Raw genomic sequence first — 19,485 nt, 5'->3', positions numbered from 1 at the left:
GGCATTCTCAAATGCCTCTTTCCCTCATAAACTTCGACCGCCAAAGCCGGAATCCCTGCTTTTCCCATCATGACGAATAAGGGAATTACCGGAATCGTCGGCTTTTCTACACAAGTCCCGAATTCGGACAAGACACCAACGCTCCGACCCTCCTGATAGCCTTGGCAAATCGCTTACGTAGCGGCATCAAGCAGCTCCATTCTCAGACAGGTTCCAACCGAGAAACGCCTGTCTCCTGAATCGAAACGAATCTCGATCTCGTCGCCTTCCAGCCGCAGAATCACTCCGCGTCCGATCAACGCGTGCTTGACAGCCGCTCCGACCTTCAAGAATGGAATGCTTCCGATGTACTCGGGATCATCATATTTCGATCGAACAGACGCCAAAGAGGATGCCCCCTCCGTTGAACCCTTGGTCCGACTGCTTCCGGCCTGCCTCCCTCTTGCCGCCGCCCCGCCGGGAGACGGCCTTGCCTGTCTGTCTTCCGCTTCCTCCGGATTCACAATCCTGCGCACGGCCGCCATAAAGCGCGACTCTTGCAGGTCCTGCTTGTCCTTTTTCCGATAGGAGAGCAGCTCCAAGCGCCGTTTCGCCCGCGTCATGCCGACATAGAACAGACGCACGGCCTCTTCCATCTGACCGGGAGTCCGGTCGTGCTCGGACGGAATGGTTCCTTCCACGAGATCGATCAGGTAAACCCGTTCAAATTCCAGCCCCTTCGCACTGTGGAAGGTAGAGAAGGTGACAGCCGCTTGCCCCTTCTTGGGCCTTGCCTTTTGCAGCACCGTCTTCAGATAAGCCAGCCGCTCCGCGAACTGCTCCATCGTCTCTAGCGGCTCCGCAATCTCTTCGAGCGCGTTCAGGATTCCGAGCAGATATTCGCAATTGAACCCGAGCCTTGCGCTCAGCTTGTCCAGAGCCTTCTCGTACCCCAGGCTGTTTCGGATGACCCGGATCGCTTGAAGCGGAGGCATTCCCCGCATTCTGCGAAAGGTATCTCGAATTTCAGCTACCGGCTTGATCTGATAATCTTGCAAGAGCCCATGAGCGAGCAAATCGTCAAACACCGATTCCCCGACCCCCAGCTCCTTCAAGGCCGCCATTTGCGGCTTGCTGATGTAGCCGTTCATCTTCGAATGGATCTTCTCCAGAAGCTCAGGTCGTTTCTCCGTGAAGGTCATGCGCATAAAATTGAGGACATCCTCCACCACCCAATGGGAAAAGAACCGGTTGTCCGAATCCTTCATGAAGAAGGGAATTCCAGCGCGGTCGAACCGATTCATAAGCGCGATGGAGGACGAGTTGTTGCGGTACAGAACGGCCACTTCCGCCAAGTTCTCCACCTTGCGAATCTCCTGTACGAGATAGCTCACCTGCTTGCCATGATCGGAAAACCTGCGAAAGAGGACCGGCTCCTGCGAAGGGTTTTGGGTCATCATGTTCTTCGCGTACCGGTTCTTATTGCGCTTAATGAATTCATTAGCGGCGTGAACGATCTCCTGCGAGGACCGGTAATTTTGCTCCATGTAGAGGACTGCCGCGTTCGGATACACCTTTCGGAAATCCAGCAGGTAGTCCGGTTCCGCTCCTCGCCAGCCGTAGATGCTCTGGTCATCGTCGGCTACCACGCAGAGGTTTCCGTGCCTTCTCGCCAGCTTCTCGATGATCGCGTGCTGCACAAGCGAGGTGTCCTGGCTTTCGTCGGTGAGGATGTAATCGAATTTCTCCTGATACGTCCGGAGAAGCGAGGGGTCCCGCTCCAACGCCTGTTCCGCCAAGGTCAGCATGTCTTCGTAATCAACCAGCCGGCCATCCGGGCCGCTCAGCTTGTACGCTTCATAGACTTCCATCGCCTTGGCAGCTTGTGGAACGTCCGTATGAACGCTCGTCCAGCGCTCCCTCGGGAGCTTTTTGTTCTTGATGCAGCTGATGGTTGTCGCAAGCTCCTCCATCTGGTCCTCGGTGAGGTTCTCACCCGTAAGGGAGCGATACAGATTCCGCAAGAGAAACCGTTTGGACAGCGGAGGCTGGCCCGCTTCGGCGGCATCCTTCTCCTCCGAGTCCCTGTCGCCCTCGATAACCCGGAAATCCAATCCCCTCTTGTGGAAATCCCTCTTCATCACTTGGAACGCCAGGCTATGGATCGTGGAAAAGTCGACGGTAGGCAGCTCGGGAAACACGTGCTCAAATCGCTCTTTCATATCGCGCGCGGAAGCCCGGCTGAAGGACAGAGCCTTGATCCGCTTAGGGTTTATCTGTTTGCCTTCGAGCAAATAGCCGATCCGGGATATGATCGTCGTCGTCTTGCCCGATCCCGGAGCGGCGAGCAGCAAAAGCGGTCCCTCCGTATGAAGCACCGCCTGCTTCTGTACCTCATTCAATGTAATGCCCGACTCGCGCAGGCGGATGAAAAAATCGGATTCCTTCACTCCATTAATCCTTTCCGTAGATAATCGATGATGGCCTCCGCCGTGCTCTTAGTCGCATCCGAATTCGCGATGATCAGATCGCATTCCGTGAGAGCTTCCGCCTCTTCTCCGTAGGTCGCAAGACGCTTTACAGCGTCTTCCTCCGATCCCCGGGCCAGAAGGCGTCTTCTGCAATCCTCGATCCCCGTGCGGATTCCTATCCGCAGCACTTGATCCGGATACAGCTCCTTGAGTTTTCGTGCTCCATGGACATCCAGGATGATGGACCTCCGCTCGCCGCTCGTCATGATCCGCTTGATGGATTCGAGTGAGGTTCCATACAGCTGCCCGTTGTAGTCGGTCATCTCCAGAAACTGACCCCGCTCCATCCCGATCTCCATCTCTGCCCGTGTGGAAAAGTGATAATCGACGCCATGCGCTTCATGCGGCCTCGGCCTTCGGGATGTCCAGGTGATCACCCGGGGGATGCCCAGCCGGGCCTGGAGCGTATTCTTGCCGGAGGCGCTTGGTCCCTGAAAGACGAGTAAGTTGTGCTTCATTCTAGAGCCTCCCGAATGGTGCGATGGATGCGATTGGTGCCATTGGTGTGATGGATGCGAATACTCCACACACTCTATCAAGAAAAGCACCGTAATCATCAAGAAGCGGAATCCCGCGTTTGAAGCTTGTTTCTGTTGATTATTGCGATCAAGCAGACGACCAGGCTGAACAATCCCGTCAGCGTATAGACGAACGTGATACCGAACCTGTCGGTCATCCACGAGAGGAGCACTACGGATAGCCCGAACAAGGTGTAATTCAGCGTATTCTCGGCACTCATCACCTTCGGAAGCTTGGGCTCCGGGCAAGCTTGCTGGAAGACCGTTCTCTGCGTCACTTCCCGGACCTGCTGGAAGGGCCCCATGGCCACGGTGAGAAACAGGGCAAGCCAAGGGCTTGTGGTGTACGCGAAGATCAGGGTCATGACGCCCATCACTCCCGCGCCTGTGATGATCGACAGAGCCGGGTTGCGCATCAGCCGCTTGGTCAGCGAGACGAGGATCACTCCCCCGAGAATCGCGCCGGCAAAATACCCCCCGTTGAGGAACCCGTACCATTCGGTATCTTGTTTGATCTGCTCGGTTACATAAACCAGCAGCAGCGCCCCGATCCACGAAGCTCCCACCGCTCCCTCCACGATCTCCATGGTCAGGATCAGCCGCAGGGTGGAGTTCCGCCACATGGTCTGCCAGCCCTCCTTGATGGAGCTCCAGGCGCTCGCCGTCTTTTGCTTCTCAGCCGTGGCTTGCCCCTCCGCTACCGTTTCAGCCTCTCTTGCAGCAACGGAATCGACGGCCGCCTCTGCCTGAGCCATCGGCTCCCGGAGAAGTAACGTCAGAGCGAGCGACAGGCCGTACAAGGCGAGAATCCACAGCATCGCCGCAGGACCGCCGATTCGGCTGACGAGAACGCCTCCTCCGGCCCAGCCGAGCATCAGCACCATCTGGTCGGTGGTCGCCATCAACCCGTTGGCCTTGAGCAGGGTATCCTTGCCCGCGTACTGGGGAATGAGCGAATTGCGTACCGGTGTCGTAATCCCATCGGTAAAAGATAAGAGAGCGACCATCAGAAGAGCGAGCGGGATGCCGCTCGTATTCATGCTGCGTGTGATCAGCACGAGAACGCCGAACAGAATCACCTGCAGCAGCTGCGAAAGCTTGATCAAGGAGGTCAGCTTGAACCGGTCCATGATCAGCGGAGCGAGCAGGCCGCAGGTCAGCTGTCCCGCTACTCGTGCGAGCGGGATCAGCGAAGAGAACAGCGCCGATCCCGTAAGGGTGTAGACGATGGTGACGACGGTCAGAATGTACAGGCTGTCCGCCAGGTTGGATAGACTTTGTCCCGTCCACAGAAGACGGTAATGCTTCGGGTCCTTCATTTCATGACGTTCCTTTCCGGCAATTGCAAGCATCCATTCGATCAGAGAGACTACGACTTTATGGCGCTGACTCTTCTAGAGCGTGTTTGCAAACGCGCTCCTAACGGTCGAACAAGTAAGATTTTATCATGGCAAAATACTCGCGGGCATAGCTGTTGACCCAAACGGACTTTGGGGTGCCACAGGTGATGCCGTACGGCTCGAATCCGTTCCTTCGGGCCAGCATCTTGGAGCGCAGCATGTGATAATCGCTTGTGACAATCATGATCTTCCGCGAGTCTCCGTTCCCCGAATTGTCCAAAAGCCTCCGAGTGTATTCGAAATTCTCCATGGTGCTGGTTGCCTGATCCTCCGTCACGATTCGCGCAGGCTCGATCCCCTTGGTGAGCAGATACCGTTTCATGGCCTCCGCTTCGGAGATTGCCTCTCCAAACCCTTGCCCCCCCGTCACCACGACCTTCGCATCGGGATACCGGTTCAAATAGTCGGCCCCCTTATCCAGCCGCTGCTTGAGAGTCAGGGATACCGTCTCTCCCTTAACCGCTGCGCCCAGGATCACCAGATAGTCAGCTTCCACCTCCTGCTGCGAGCGGGTCTGGGTCAGGATGAGCGACTCCACTCCAACGAAGGATACGATAAGCAGCGCAAGGCAGACCAGGGCCACGTTGCGGAGGATCCGGTTCTTGAGCAGCGGCCTATCCTGAAATCGGGTCAATTTCAAGAGAGCGACCACCACGAGCACAATCCCCGCTGCTGCGGGCAAAAGCGTCCCCAGGTTCACGTTCGTATGGAGCAAAAGGAGTACCGTGTTCAAGATGCCGAGAACGCCGATGATCATCAGGAGTAGATAAAGTCCTTTTTTTAGCCATTGCCGCTTCATAACCTGCAGGCCGTCCCCCTTTACTCGCCAAGCTGCCCATAATCAGACAACCTCGTATTCTTCCAGTTTACTATCCAAACCGGAAGAAAAGAAGAGCATCCGCCAAACGACGTCATACCGGAAGGCGCACCGTAAACACCGATCCGACTCCCGGCTCGCTCTCCACGACGATATCTCCGCCGCACAGCTCAACGATGCGCCGGGCAAGCGGAAGCCCAAGGCCGTTCCCTTCCAGAGCCCGCGAGCCGTCCGCTTGGTAGAAGCGCTCAAACACCCGCTTGCAAACCTCCTCGGTCATGCCGATGCCCGTATCGGCGATCGTCACCGTGATCGCCTCCTCTGTGACCGTCGACTCAACCGAAATTTCCCCTTCTCGTTCGGTAAATTTGATCGCATTGCCGAGCAGGTTGATCCACACCTGCATGAGAAGCTCCTCGTCTCCGGTATAGCGAATGGGATCGAGTTGAATCTCCAGATTCAGCTCCTTGTCGCTCCACAGCGGCTCAAGCAGCAGCAAAGCCTGGCGGATCTGCTCATCCAGATGGAACTCGCTCTCGTCCAGCGTGATCTCCTGAGTCTCCAGCTTCGACAGCTTCAGGATATTGCTCGAGAGAGAGGAAAGCTGCTTCGTGCTCTCCATGATCAAGCGGCTGTATTCGTGGAACTCTTCCTCCGACAGCCCTTTGTCCTGCAACAGGGCGGCGTAACCTTCAATCGCCGCGATCGGAGTCTTGAATTCGTGTGACACATTCACCACGAAATCACTCCGCAGCGTTTCAATCCCACTTAGTTCCTGAACCATTTTGTTAAAGTTGCGCGCCATCTCTCCCAGCTGGCGAACCTTGTGGTTGTCATAAGTCAGTCTCACGTCGAAATTGCCTTTGGCGACCTCTTTGGCCGCATTGCTCAATTCCGTGAGCGGAGCGAGCAGCTTGCGCCCGCTGAGGGCGCTCAGGGCGGTGCCGAGCAGAACGCTGGTTGTTGCTACGATCAGAATCACCCAGATGAAATTCGGTTGACCCACTCTAGCCAAGTTGAACTTAATGATAAGATGCGTCATGATCCCCATCAATATAGCTGCTGACAGCATGATTCCGAATACGAACAAAACCAGCACTCCCCATAAGTCACCGGGAAGGCGGGACCGATGAGCGTCCCTTACATGACGGCGAGAACCTTGGCCCCGAGAGTTCAAACGTTCTTCACCGCCTTATACCCCAGCCCGCGAACGGTCACGATGTCGAACTCGGGGTCATTCTTAAACCGCTCCCGCAGTCGGTTGACGTGAACGTCCACCGTACGCGGGTCAGTCTCTGAATCCATGCCCCAGATCTCGTCCATCAGTTGGAGTCGGGTGAAAATTTTATTCGGGTAGGAGAGCAGCTTGTACAGCAGATAGAATTCCTTTTGGGGAAGCAGCGTGCCTTCCTCTCCCCGATAGACCGTGATGGAATCGTAATCGAGCATCAGCTCTCCAAAGGTCAATTTGCGGTCGCTGGCGATCTTGGCCCGGCGCAAGAGCGCCCCCACCCGCAAAATCATCTCGTTCACATCGATCGGCTTCACCATGTAATCATCTGTCCCGGCAAGGTAACCCATCTGCTTGTCTTTGAAGCTCTCGCGCGCCGTCACCATCAGAACGGGATTCAAGTAGCCCGCTTCACGCAACCGTCTCGTCAGTTCATAACCGTCCACATTCGGCATCATGATATCAGCGATAAGCAAATCGACATGGTTCGTCTCCAGAAGATCGAGCGCCTTCTGGCCGTCCTCCGCTAGAATGGCATGGTACCCGTTCTTGTTGAGAACGGTACCCATCAGCTGTCGCAGCTTGTCGTTGTCTTCCGCTACCAGAACCGTAATCATGATCTTCCCGCCTTTCATTCCGTTACCTCTTATCACCCGATCCATTATACAACGAGAATATGAACCCATCATAAACCGAAACCCATCGTCCCTTGCATCCGTACATATAGTTTATATTGAGTTCATAATGACGTGTTATCCTGTACGCACCTGAATGAAGCTAACGCAGACGATCAAAGAGAGGGCATAAGAGACGAGAGGATGAGAGACTAACCATGCTTCAATTGAAAAGCATCACCAAAAGCTATACCACAGGCAACTTTACCCAAACGGCGCTGAACGGCGTCAACCTCAGCTTCCGAGAGAGCGAGTTCGTCGCGATTCTCGGTCCCAGCGGGTCTGGTAAAACGACCTGCCTCAATGTGATCGGCGGGCTCGATCAATACGACAGCGGAGACCTGATCATCAACGGAGCCTCAACCAAAGGGTTCAAGGACAGCGATTGGGACGCCTACCGCAACAACAGCGTCGGGTTTATCTTTCAGAGCTACAACCTGATCTCGCACCTCAGCATCACGGATAACGTCGAGATGGGGATGACCTTAAGCGGTGTCTCCGCATCCGCCAAGCACAAAAAGGCGCTGGAAGTCCTTGAGAAGGTCGGCTTGAAGGATCACATCCACAAGAAGCCGGGGCAGCTCTCCGGCGGACAAATGCAGCGCGTCGCCATCGCGCGGGCGCTCGCCAATGATCCCGACATCATTCTGGCAGATGAACCGACCGGCGCACTCGATACCGCGACGAGCGAGCAAATTATGGAGCTCATCAAGGAGATCGCGAAAGACAAGCTGGTCATCATGGTCACCCACAATCCGGAGCTGGCAGAAGCCTATGCGGACCGGATCGTCCAGTTCCGGGACGGCAACGTCATCTCGGACAGCAATCCTCCGGCGGAGCAAGACTCGAAGTCGAACTACAAGCTGAAAAAGACGGCGATGAGCTTCTTCACGGCACTGAAGCTATCTGGCAAAAATATCGCCACAAAGAAGTGGCGCACGGCGCTCACCGCCTTCGCCTCCAGCATTGGGATCATCGGCATCGCGCTCATCCTCTCGCTGTCGAACGGCTTTGACAAGCAGATCAGCAACTACGAATCCGGCGCTCTCTCCAACTTCCCGGTGACAATCAGCCAGACCGCGGCCATGCTGGACAGCATGAGTCATGCAACGCCCGAAGAGAGAATGGGCATAGCCGGCTTAACCGAGTTCCCCAAAAATAATGAATTGTATCCCTACGATCCCACGGCCAACACGATCCTTCACAAGAACGTGATCACTTCGGAATACTTGGACTACTTGCAGGGGCTTTCGGTGAATGACCTGGACGGCATTTCGTATAGTCGCAAGGTGAACATGAACGTTCTGCGACTCGACGGAACGAATGCGGTAGCACTCAATACGAACAACGCCGGTTTCTCCCCCTACCCGAGTAAGCCGGGCGGCTCGACGAGCAGCTACTTGGAATCGTATTATGATCTTCTCGCCGGCAGCTTCCCGAAGGAGCCCACCGACCTCGTCATGGTCGTGGACAACTACAACCGCCTCAACAACAGCGCGCTGGAAGCGCTCGGGTTCGACTACAAGGCCAAGTCCATTCCGTTCGACCAGATCATTGGCCGCGAGTTCAAGCTCGTCTACAATGATGACTATTACGTAGCGAATGGTTCCGTCTACTCCGTCAACGGCGATGCCTCCAACCTGAGCAAGCTGTATGAGAGCCCGAAAGCCGTAACCTTGAAGATCACCGGAGTCATCCGCATCCAGGAGGACTCTCCGATGTCCACCATGCAAGCCGGCATTGCTTACTCCAATAAGCTCGCGGAAACCTTCATCGAGAACGCGAAGAATTCCGCAGTGGTGAAGGCACAAGAGCAGCAGGACAAAGTCAATGTGGTGTCCGGCAAGCCATTCCTTGCAGCAAGCGATGCGAACGCGATGCAAAACAGCGTCAATATTGGACAGACCAGTGTCGGCTCCGTCGATCCGCTCACGGCTCTCTCGAAAGACGATACCCTCGGAGCGCTCGGTGCTACGTCAGTCCCCGCCATGATCTCCCTCTATCCGAAGGATTTCGCAGCGAAGGAAAACATCGTGAGCTATCTGGACAAATGGAATGAGGGCAAGGACACCAAGGACCAGATCGTCTACACCGATATAGCCGCGATCGTTACCAATTTGTCGAGCGGCATTATGGACGGCATCACGATCGTCCTGATCGCGTTCGCCGGCATCTCCCTCGTCGTGTCGCTCATCATGATCGGGATCATCACGTATATCTCGGTCCTCGAACGGACGAAGGAAATTGGGGTACTGCGCGCACTCGGCGCCCGGAAGAAAGATATCACGCGCGTATTCAATGCGGAGACCTTCATCATCGGGTCGCTCTCGGGGCTACTCGGTATCGGAATCGCCTATTTGCTGACGTTACCGATCAACATCATTCTCAAGAACATCACCGATCTTTCGAACGTGGCTCAGCTGAACCCGCTCCACGCCTTCCTGCTCGTCGTGATCAGCGTGACGCTCACCATGATCGGCGGTTTCCTTCCCGCCAAATTCGCTGCCAAGAAAGATCCAGTCGTCGCTCTGCGCAGCGAGTGACCTTCTGACGAAAGTTCCTGCAACCGTCCGCCCACCAGGCGGACGGTTTTTTCGTTATCATTCTTTTTTTGCATGAAAAAACACCTCCAAGCATGAAGACAGCTCTTGCGACGTTGTCCGCGTACTTGAAGGTGTATAGATTTAACAGGAAACCATCACTTAAGCCCTCTCAAGAGAACAAGATACCGCCGTCGATCAATACGGATTGACCGGTCATGTAGTTGGAGTCCTGGGAGGCGAGGTAGGAAACGAAATTGGCTACATCCTCCGGCTGCTCGGTACGCCCGAGAATGATCCCCTCCGAGTATTTGGCTAACGCTTCCCCTCGTTTCAGCCCCATGTATTCTGCCATCTTCTCATCGATCAAATCCCACATGGGGGTCATGACGATGCCCGGACAGTAGGCATTGACGGTGATCTTGAACTGGGCCAGCTCCTGAGCCGCCGCCTGCGTGATGGCCCGAACGGCAAATTTCGTGGCGGAATACATGCCGAGCATACTCATTCCCTTGTGAGCGGCGATACTCGCCGCATTGATGATCTTGCCTCCCTGCGGCTGCAGCTTCATCTGTTCGGCCGCAGCCTGAAGGCCGAAGATCGTGCCGAAGACATTGATCTTGAAGATCCGTTGCATCTCCTCCTCCGTCACTTCGAGCAGAGGCTTAACCTGAGCGATGCCCGCGTTGGATACATAGACATCCAACGTCCCGAAGCTCTTCACGGTCTCTTCTACAAGCTTCCCCACTTCTTCCCGAGAGCTGACGTCGGCCTTCACAGCGGCAGATCCCACTCCGAGTGCGCGAATTTCTTCCGCAACTTTCTTGGCACTTTCCAAATTGACGTCGCTGATCACCACGTTAAAGCCGTCTTTTGCGAGACGCATAGCGATGGCTTTGCCAATTCCTTGCGCTGAACCCGTAACAATCGCCGTCTGTTTCTCCATAAGAATGGATTCCTCCTGATCCGAATTTTCTAGAAGAGCCTGGGCATACATTCCATTCAGCTATAGGGTTCCCCCGTTTTCTTCGTTCATCCCTTACCGTCGGTTTGATAAAACCACAGGTTGATGATCTCCCCTTGCCCACTTCAGCCTACGGTTTCGCCGTATCCGAAGCGTCGAGCACCTGCATGCCCCAAGTGACAATGACGCCTTTTTTCCGCCCATTCGCTCGAATCCTGTATTATACTGTTCTCAGACTAGCGGTTGAAGGAAAGGGGTTTTCGTCCGAATGAACGTTGTGAAAGGCTTGGCAGAAACGTTTAACGCTGCGTCTCGGCAATTGGGGGGCCACGGAAAGTGGAGGGTTGAGACGTTGAAGGACGCCTTTGCGGAAGTTGAGGGCAGCCTTGCAGGAGACTCTTACGGTAGAGGGAGTATCATCGAGGACTTTCAAGCGGAGATGGCCGCCGTGCTCGGTAAAGAAGCGGCTGTATTTTTCCCCAGCGGTACCATGGCTCAACAGATCGCCCTGCGCATTTGGAGCGATCAGCTCGGAACAAAGCGCGTCGCCTATCACCCGCTGTGCCACCTGGAGATTCATGAGCAGGACGGGCTGAAGGAGCTGCATCATCTGGAGCCGCTGCTGCTTGCCGACAAGGATCGGCTGATCACGCTGAGCGATGTGCAGAACATGGAAGGAGACATCTCCTGCCTCCTGCTGGAGCTTCCCCAGCGCGAAATCGGTGGACAGCTTCCTGCTTATGAGGAGCTCGAAGCCATCTCCGCCTATTGCCGTGAGCGGGGCATCCGGGTCCATCTCGACGGTGCACGGCTGTTTGAGGTTCTGCCCTACTACGGCAAGAGCGCAGCCGAAGTCTGTCAATTGTTCGACAGCGTCTACATCTCCTTCTACAAAGGGATTGGCGCAGTTGCCGGAGCCATTCTGGCCGGACCTAAGGCGTTCACGGAGCAAGCGAAGATTTGGAAGAGACGGCATGGCGGAGACCTCATCGGCCTCTATCCGTATATCATCCCCGCCGCTCATTACTACCATCAAAGAGTCGACAAGATGGGGGCCTACTACGAAGGGGCTAAGGAGCTCGCGGCTTTGTTCAATGACTGCCGCTATGTGTCCACATTACCGCAGGTGCCGGTCTCGAACATGTTCCATGTGCATATCGCCCTGCCCAAGGAGAAGCTAGAGCCCCTTTTAGCTGCAGTTCAAGTGGAATCGGGGATCGGAATTACACGTTACCTCAATGAATCCAGTGAAGGTCGTTGTTCCTTTGAGCTGAGCATCGGGGACGCCTACGAAAGCATCCCCAAGGATGAGCTGGAAGCAGCATTTCGATTGCTGAAACAACGCTTGCTAGAGGCGTAACAATCCGATATCCAAAGAGAAAGCAGGTCGATGGCGGCGTTCAATCGCCAGGATCGACCTGCTTTTCTTATTGGTGCTCATCGGAATGGAGAAGGGCCCGAAGAATGAAGCCTTCGGCTTCCATAGGCCGCCGCCCCAACCATTCCCGCTTCTCCACCCAATGCCGCCGGAACAATCCGACAAGCCTGAGAAGACACTTGTAAGCTATGACTCTTGACGGTCTCCCGAACCGAAGTGAGCAGGCGATCCCCGGCGGCTGACATCCCACCACCAATGATTACAAGTTCCGGGTTCAATAGATTGATCGCATTGGAGAGGCCAAAGCCGAGCAATACTCCCGTTTCATGCATCACCTCAATCGCCAGCGCGTCTCCCGTATCGTATGCTTCCGATATCATCTGGGCCGTGATCCGGGAATGATCGTTGCCCGTCCAGGCGAGGATCACACTTTCGGCGCCATGTTCAAGCCGCTCCGTAAACGTCCTTACCATCCCAATCGCAGAGACATATCTCCCCAGACAACCGGAGCTGCCGCAGCGACATGGGCGTCCTTCCCGGTACATGTTCATATGGCCGATTTCCCCGGCACTGGCCGTTTTTCCGTAAAGCATGGCTCCATCGACTACAATTCCGGACCCCAGCCCCGTTCCCAAAGTGACCATAAGGATGTTCTTGCTGTCTAAACCCGCACCGAAGAGCCACTCCCCATATAGATTGACCCGCACATCGTTATCGATAAAAATTGGGAATGCGAAGGCTTGTTTCATTTCGTTAACCACATGAATATTTTCCCATTCAGGAAAGTTTGGGGAAAAGAAAGACAAGCCCGACTCCGGATCGAGCAAGCCGGGGATGCCCATCCCCATGCAGGCGACAGAGCTCTCGCTAATCGATAGTTCGGCCAACATTTGTTGAACAATCCTCGTTATCTTATGCAGGACATGTTGCGGTCCCATCGCCGCCTCCGTGGGGTCGCATCTCTCTAGGACCGGTTGCATATTCGCATCAAAAATGGCGGACTTAATCGCAGTTCCGCCAAGGTCAATCCCGATCCGATACCCGTTCATCGCTTTCATCCTCTCGCTTTTCGGATCAATCGTACGCCCGTTAACACCAGTCGGAATAAGTCTAAGCAATCTTTGAGAGCCCGACCAATATCCATTTTGAATCGATTGTCCCCTCTTCGGATGCATCCGTCTTTTGAAGACCGCCTTGCAGTCTGTGCTGAGTGGATGCCATCTTTCACTCCGTTAACTCTCCCCCTCCGGTTTCTCCACATACAAGCGAAACAAGAGGATATAGAAGCCGATGCTGATGAGGGCGAATGCCAGGATGATGCTGAATATTCCCATCGGCGGCAGCCAGCTCGATAGAAAAACCGTCATCGGAGCGAGGAATTTCCCGATCGTGACCTGCAGGCTGTCGGCTCCCATGTACTGTCCGCGCGCATGCTCCGGGGCATAGCGGCTGATAAAGCTCTGCGTCACGGGAGAGCGAACCATTTCGCCAAAGGTGAAGAAGATCGTCACGAAGAACAGATACCCTAGATTATCATTCAGACCAACCGCGAATGTGCCCACTCCCGAGAGAAGCGAAGACAGAATGAAGACATTGCGCTCCTTCCAGTGACGGAACCATTTCGTAACCGGAAGAATGAACAAGACGAACAGAAGGCCGTTAAACCCAAGCAGCCACCCGTAGATCTCTTTGCCAGACAGCAGAAGGGGGACCCCCTTCCAGGCGAACAAGGACTGAGGAGGGACGTGATTGATCACGTAGACGGACAGATAGAGGTCGAGCTGCATGATGGGCACGAGAGCAAAGATCCCTGCCAAAGTATAGACGAAGAAGATAGGATCCCGAAAAATGACACCATATCCCTTCCCCTGCTCCTTGAGCACTCGCGGAATCGATAGGGATTCGCCTTTGCCCTTCGCCGACTGCGGAAGGGATTCCTGGACCAGAAAATAGATCGCGATTAAATAAAGCAGCAAGACGAGCGCACACGTCCAAAGCAGCTCCTGGCGATAACGGAAGAAGAAAATAGCTCCGAGAGCAGGTCCAAGCACAGCTCCAATGTTATTGGCCGTCATGAACGTGGCGAAGATCTGACGGCGGTCCTCTGCGGGAACGAGGTCCGCCACCATCGCGCTGCTTGCCGGCCTGTAAACGGCTCCCCCAATTCCGATGCCGATGAAAGCTATATAGTCGATCCAATGGGACGGCGACATGGCAAACAGGACGAACATGACCGTCTGCAGCGCAGCACCCAGCAGCATGACGGGACGACGCCCCAACCGGTCAGTTAAGGCTCCTCCGAGCAAACTTCCAAGCAAGCTGAACAAAGGCGGGACCGACATCAAGGCGCCCGCCACTCCATTACCGAACGCTTCGCCAAAGTAGACCGTGATAAACGGAAAGTACATCCAGAACAGCATGTTATACAAGGCTTCTCCGAACAATCGGACCTTCAAATTGGTATTCCACAGACGAATCTGCACAGCTCTAAGTCCTCTCTTTCTGTCGCTTCCAGCCACCGGTTTCATGAAACCGGTTAGAAGGCGCAAGCTTCCCGGCCAGGTATTCAACACTATAGAGCAATTTTCCAGAAAGAGATAGACTTATCTTTGAGGCTCATTTATACTAATAATATGAAAATCGAATAAAGCACTCCTTAGTTGAATTGCCCCACAAAACGAACATACGTTCCAACAATAAAAGCAAGACGCTCCCTCGCGGGAAGCGTCTTTTTTGATCATCTATGGAATCATCCTGGAACTGCTCTGCTTAAATCGATTGCTTCTGATCCATTAGAACACAATCGCATAGGCGCCCGGGCCGATCAAAGCGACGGCGATGGCCACCACCACAAGCACGAAAGGATACTCAATGCCGCCTTTGTCTACCCAATAGCCATTGGGGAGGTGAACCTTCACCATAGCGCCCAGCATAGTAAGGACGATCAGTGCTGCCGCAACAGGCGTTAACAGACCCACTGCAAAAAGCAACCCGCCCGCGAGTTCAGCCAAACCGGCCAAGACCGCCATCAATACCCCCGGTTTAATTCCGATCGACTCCATCCAACCGCCGGTTCCCTTCGGGCCGTAGCCCCCAAACCATCCGAACAGCTTCTGCGCACCATGTCCCATAAAGCTGACCCCGATCACCAATCGAATCAGCAAAAGCCCCAAATCCATCATGTTTGTTTCCTCCTCTAATTTAACTTACTTTTATTTAGCTAATTACTTTATGAATGGATTATACGGCTCTGTACTTACTTTTGTCAAGTAACTAATAAAAGTTCTTTTTTGAACAAAGAACGCAACCCTAACAACCGACCGGCGTCCACCCATCATGGCCCTTTGCTCAGAAAGCGATGCTTTTGTTTCCACAAGAAAAAGCCGCCCCTTTGGGACAGCTCTTATGAATCGGTGAAATCTGGGGCTGCTCGTAAGCCATGGTGAGTGAACTCTCACACTCCTAGCTAGATCAATTCACCATTTGAGATGATCGGTTCGCCATCCATGGAGACATCGCCTTTAAACACGATATCGGTATGGAACGCGCAAGGGTTGTTCCCCCCAAACATGCTGTTCATTCCAAGCCCGATATGGCAGGTGCCAAATGCCTTTTCATCAAAAACAAGAAAGCCTGTAAGTTCGCCAACATTCTTGTTCAAGCCAATGCCGAACTCGCATAAAACAGTTGCCCTTTGTGGCAGTTGTTCGATGACTTGATTGAGCTTATCATGATTGGTAGAGGTGAGAATCCCTTCTTGAAACTCCAAAAGAAGCTCCTGATACGGAACGCCCTCAAAGAAAGCCTCTTTCATGTACAACCTTCCGCTGGCTGATGTTTCTAGAGGCGCAATGTAGATTTCACCAGAGGGAAAATCACCATTTCCAGCATCTTGATACCAGCTCCTGCCCTCCACTGAAAACGTTAACGTATAGCGGTTACCCGTCACGATTTCAATGGCTTTCGCCTCTTTAAACCGATGGGTGGTTGTTTCACATTGGTTCTTCAATTCGTCATAATCTACAGCATACGCATTTTCCAGCATGTCACGAAACTTCTTGAACTCGATTCCCGATTCGAGGGCCATCTCTTCAGCAGGAAGGCGAAGCTGGACGAAGGTTTCCTTTACGGACAAGGACATCATGAGCCTTCTCATGTAGCTCCTGTAAGGATTCATTCGATCGATCGGAAATTCAGGATGGGGAACGGCCGGCTGGTAAGCCATTAAATCAAGCACAGCCGTCACGGGCTCAAGTGTCCGAATAAAGGCTTCGGAGTATAGTTCAACGTCTTCCGGTACACATTCAAAAATACGCTTATAAAACAATCTGGAGTGCTGCAGCTTGATTGGTGTAGCCCCTAATGAAGCTATCGCCATGCAGAAGTGATCAAGGGTTTCGATATGTTCGTTTTCACCCCACAGCTGAACTAAAACCGTATCTCCTCTCCTAAATTCCATGCTTTTCACCAGGTTGGCAATGAGTGCTTGGTTCATGGCTTTTCTCCTTCTTGACTTGATTCCTTTCTCAAAATCGCAAGGATCCAGTTTACTTCGGGCGAAGGCATCTCAGGGTTGACGGCGACCCGTTCGGCTATCCCTTGAATCGCATCCCAAAAGACGAGGGCTAACGCCAAGGAATCGCCTTGTCGGATTTCTCCTAAAGCCTGTCCCTTTTCGATAAGCGGGACGCTTCGATCGACCAAATGGATATGAGCCATCAGCTCTTTTGAGGCTGCCGGGATGCTGTCGTTGCGCAGAGCCTCGCCTAACAAAACAAATAGCTTTCCGGTATTGGGCTCCTCCTCCAGTTGTTTAAAAATCCTCTCCGCGATCCCCCCGAATATCGTCATCGGTGAGCCTTCACCCGTCAGATCAAAGTTGATGGTGTCGTATCCTTTTCGGATAAGCTCATGGTAAAGCTGTTCCTTCGATCCGAAGTAATGAAACAGAAGCCCCATGCTGATCGTGGCTCGCTCAACAATATCCACGATTCTTGTTGCACCGTAGCCATTCTTCACAAACAAGTCTAGGGCCGCATTTAGGATGTCATTCCGGCGCTGTTCCTTTTGCTCCTCGCGCTTGGTCACAGGTATCACCTCACAAACAGTTCATTGAGAAAATTATCATTGAGATTATTATCAATTAAAATATCATCCCATGTTACCCATGTCAAGGGAAGCTATCGAAAAACGAAAAGAAACCCTGCGTCTTGAAAAAGACACAGGGTTCTCGACACTCTGACACTCCCTCACGGAAGCGTCTTTTTTGATCGATGGATAGTGCAAGTTGAACTTTCACCGGTACCGGTTCACTTACGAATAAAAGTTACCGATTCAGCTAATCTCGCGCTCCAGCTTCGCCCATACCAGATCCTTGGCCTTGGGCGTTCCGATATACTGGTACAGCCTGGCGGCCAAAATGATGGCGGGAATCATCCTTATTCGTTCTGGTCTGGCAGCTGCAGGAGGTAACTGTTCGACAGTTGAAGCAGCCGCTGCACCGAATGAAACTGCGCTTCCGTTGAGCCGCCTTCGATGAGGTGATTGTCGTCCAGGCTGTAGTTGCTTCCGTCGGCATATTCATCCCCGGTCACGTAAATGCTCTGATCGTTGATGAAGGAGCCGGTCGGCAGGAAATGCCGGAGCGGAATCAGGTTGCTCTCTTGACTGAACAGATCCTGACCGAAATGCAGCTGATTGTCCGTGGAAACGCCCAGCAAATGTGCGGCCGTCGGCAGGATATCGATTTGCCCGCCCGTTCCGTTCATAACCGCAGGAAGCCGACCGCTTGGCGAATGGACGATAAACGGAATGTTGAACATATCGGTATAGCCGTATTCATGGCCGATCAGATCCTGCATCAAGTCCTTCTCTTCTCCGTCCAATGTATACATCGGCAAGCCCTGGTGGTCGCCATAGAAGAGGACCACGCTATCCTCCCACAGTCCGTTTTGTTTCAACTGATCCACAAATTCCCCCAACGCGTAATCCGCATAGTTCTGGGCGCGAAGGTAGTCTCCAAGCAGCGTTCCCTCGTATTCCTCTGGAAGGGTCATCTTGTATTTCTCTTCCGGAATACGGAACGGGTGATGAGCGCTCATGGAGATGACCATGGCGTAGAAGGGCTGAGTCTGGGCATCTAGTCGAGTCAGCTCCGGCACCGCCTTGTTGAACAGCACCTCATCGGAGGAACCGAAGGCCACATGATCCTCGTCTCCGAAGAATGCCTGATCATAATAAGCGTCAAAGTCAATCGCTTGGTACATCGCTTTGCGGTTCCAGAAATCCACACTATTGGTATGAAAGGTCGCCGTGTAATATCCCGCGCTATCAGACAACAGCCTCGGCAGACTCGGCACCGCTTTGTTCATATAAGCGGAAGAGGTCGCCGGCTCATTCTTGGGTACATAAAAAGAAGTGTTGACCACAAACTCGGCATCGGATGTGGTTCCTTGGCCCGCATTGGTATAGAAATTATTGAAATACGTGTTTTCCTTAACCAGCTTGTTTAGATTCGGCGTGATCTCTTGTCCTCCGACCGTTAGCCCAATCAGGAAATTTTGCATCGATTCCATCTGGACGATAATGAGATTTTTTCCCTTATCCACGCCATAATAATTCGGGGAGGCCGAGGTTTCAACACCCTTCAGCTCATCTACGGCCTGCTGCGAGATTTCCTTGGAGTCGATGATGGCTTCCTCTTCGGTGGTATCCGCAAGCAGCGTGTACACCTCGTAATTCAGAATGCCCATGCTCTCCGCTTTCTTGATCTCATTCATGCTGGCATGGTTGGGCCAGACATTGAACAGGCAGAGCCCGAGAGAGACGGAGGTGATCGCAATCAGCACCTTGCGGTTCATGCGGATAAAGCCTCTTTCCCTCCATCTAGCTACATATTTCGGACGGAGCATAAAGAATAGGAAGAAAACGATGTCCACGAAAATAAACAGGTAATACGGCGCAATCAACGAGTACGTGCTTTCCCCGACCTTGGTGACCTTATCGACCTGCTGCAGAGCATGATAGGTGGCAATAACGCCATAGTACTTGTAATACATCAGAACAGCGAAATAGATGAGCGAAATAAGGAGATTCGCCACCATGTAGTACAAAATTTTGCGTTTGGTTGCAAACCATTCAATCAGGCTGAACACGATCATAAAGAACGGAATTTCCGTCAGCACCATGCCCCAATTCAATCTCTCATCGAACACCACATACCAAGCTACCGCACACTTCAGGAGTAAAATAAAACTGAACAGGATAAGAGGTTTGTTTCGCAAATCCGGTACTCTCTTCATACACTCGGTTCCTCGATTCTCCCAAACTAATCAGGAAGCATCCCCAATTATACCTGCGCTTCCCAACCCTAGCCATACCTATATTCTCTAATCTTACAGCTAAGAACAAAAATCGCCATCGTCCGAAGGGACGGGTGTCAGTGCCCGTACGG

At 53.3% G+C, this 19,485-nt stretch carries 15 protein-coding genes; 2 read left to right on the top strand and 13 right to left on the bottom strand.

Annotated features, from left to right (window positions below; translation table 11 throughout):
* Positions 1–173: 173 nt before the first annotated feature.
* The 6 genes from BN2684_RS13070 to BN2684_RS13045 all read right to left on the bottom strand — a co-directional run bounded on the left by BN2684_RS13070 (position 174) and on the right by BN2684_RS13045 (position 7,093).
* Positions 174–2,429 carry an ATP-dependent helicase gene (locus BN2684_RS13070; RefSeq protein ID WP_058302627.1) on the bottom strand — a complete coding sequence of 752 codons (2,256 nt, stop codon included), beginning with the start codon at positions 2,427–2,429 and terminating at the stop codon, positions 174–176.
* Positions 2,426–2,968, bottom strand: a complete 543-nt coding sequence (locus tag BN2684_RS13065) for a guanylate kinase (RefSeq protein ID WP_058302626.1) — start codon at positions 2,966–2,968, stop codon at positions 2,426–2,428. The genes BN2684_RS13070 and BN2684_RS13065 overlap by 4 nt, the downstream gene beginning before the upstream one ends.
* 98 nt (positions 2,969–3,066) lie before the next feature.
* Entirely contained in the window at positions 3,067–4,347 is a 1,281-nt protein-coding gene (locus tag BN2684_RS13060) for an MFS transporter (RefSeq protein ID WP_058302625.1), read from the bottom strand.
* Between the two features lie 100 nt (positions 4,348–4,447).
* Positions 4,448–5,227, bottom strand: a complete 780-nt coding sequence (locus tag BN2684_RS13055; protein WP_058302624.1) for a YdcF family protein — start codon at positions 5,225–5,227, stop codon at positions 4,448–4,450.
* A gap of 112 nt (positions 5,228–5,339) precedes the next feature.
* Positions 5,340–6,335, bottom strand: coding sequence for a HAMP domain-containing sensor histidine kinase (locus BN2684_RS13050; RefSeq protein WP_199825320.1), 996 nt, complete (start codon positions 6,333–6,335; stop codon positions 5,340–5,342).
* An 83-nt stretch (positions 6,336–6,418) separates the two neighbouring features.
* Positions 6,419–7,093 (bottom strand): response regulator transcription factor, encoded by a 675-nt coding sequence (locus BN2684_RS13045; RefSeq protein ID WP_058304537.1) that lies wholly within the window; start codon positions 7,091–7,093, stop codon positions 6,419–6,421.
* 215 nt (positions 7,094–7,308) lie between these two features.
* Between BN2684_RS13045 and BN2684_RS13040 the strand changes: the two genes are divergently transcribed.
* Positions 7,309–9,693: an ABC transporter ATP-binding protein/permease gene (locus tag BN2684_RS13040; RefSeq protein WP_058302623.1), complete on the top strand. Its 2,385-nt coding sequence runs from the start codon at positions 7,309–7,311 to the stop codon at positions 9,691–9,693.
* A 169-nt stretch (positions 9,694–9,862) separates the two neighbouring features.
* Here BN2684_RS13040 and BN2684_RS13035 read toward each other — a convergent pair whose 3' ends face one another.
* Positions 9,863–10,636 carry an acetoin reductase gene (locus tag BN2684_RS13035; protein ID WP_058302622.1) on the bottom strand — a complete coding sequence of 258 codons (774 nt, stop codon included), beginning with the start codon at positions 10,634–10,636 and terminating at the stop codon, positions 9,863–9,865.
* A 286-nt stretch (positions 10,637–10,922) separates the two neighbouring features.
* Here BN2684_RS13035 and BN2684_RS13030 point away from each other — a divergent pair, with 286 nt between their 5' ends.
* Positions 10,923–12,014: a threonine aldolase family protein gene (locus BN2684_RS13030; RefSeq protein WP_058302621.1), complete on the top strand. Its 1,092-nt coding sequence runs from the start codon at positions 10,923–10,925 to the stop codon at positions 12,012–12,014.
* 77 nt (positions 12,015–12,091) lie between these two features.
* Here the strand turns inward: BN2684_RS13030 and BN2684_RS13025 are convergent, their stop codons facing one another.
* The 6 genes from BN2684_RS13025 to BN2684_RS13000 form a co-directional block, all read right to left on the bottom strand.
* On the bottom strand, positions 12,092–13,081 hold the full coding sequence (locus BN2684_RS13025; protein WP_058302620.1) for an ROK family protein: 990 nt from the start codon (positions 13,079–13,081) through the stop codon (positions 12,092–12,094).
* Positions 13,082–13,264: 183 nt separating this feature from the next.
* A complete protein-coding gene (locus tag BN2684_RS13020) occupies positions 13,265–14,515 on the bottom strand; it encodes an MFS transporter (protein WP_187385772.1) in 1,251 nt (416 codons plus the stop codon).
* A gap of 309 nt (positions 14,516–14,824) precedes the next feature.
* Positions 14,825–15,214, bottom strand: coding sequence for a DoxX family protein (locus tag BN2684_RS13015; RefSeq protein ID WP_058302619.1), 390 nt, complete (start codon positions 15,212–15,214; stop codon positions 14,825–14,827).
* A gap of 284 nt (positions 15,215–15,498) precedes the next feature.
* The gene (locus BN2684_RS13010) at positions 15,499–16,527 is read right to left on the bottom strand and encodes an aminopeptidase (protein ID WP_058302618.1); all 1,029 of its coding nucleotides are present in this window, start codon (positions 16,525–16,527) and stop codon (positions 15,499–15,501) included.
* Complete coding sequence (locus tag BN2684_RS13005; RefSeq protein ID WP_058302617.1) at positions 16,524–17,120, bottom strand: TetR/AcrR family transcriptional regulator; 597 nt, start codon at positions 17,118–17,120, stop codon at positions 16,524–16,526. The genes BN2684_RS13010 and BN2684_RS13005 overlap by 4 nt, the downstream gene beginning before the upstream one ends.
* Before the next feature lie 350 nt (positions 17,121–17,470).
* Complete coding sequence (locus BN2684_RS13000) at positions 17,471–19,333, bottom strand: LTA synthase family protein (RefSeq protein ID WP_058302616.1); 1,863 nt, start codon at positions 19,331–19,333, stop codon at positions 17,471–17,473.
* Positions 19,334–19,485: the final 152 nt, after the last annotated feature.

The organism is Gorillibacterium timonense (assembly GCF_001457415.1).
Lineage (GTDB): Bacteria > Bacillota > Bacilli > Paenibacillales > NBRC-103111 > Gorillibacterium > Gorillibacterium timonense.
This window is presented reverse-complemented; position numbering and strand designations above follow the sequence as displayed.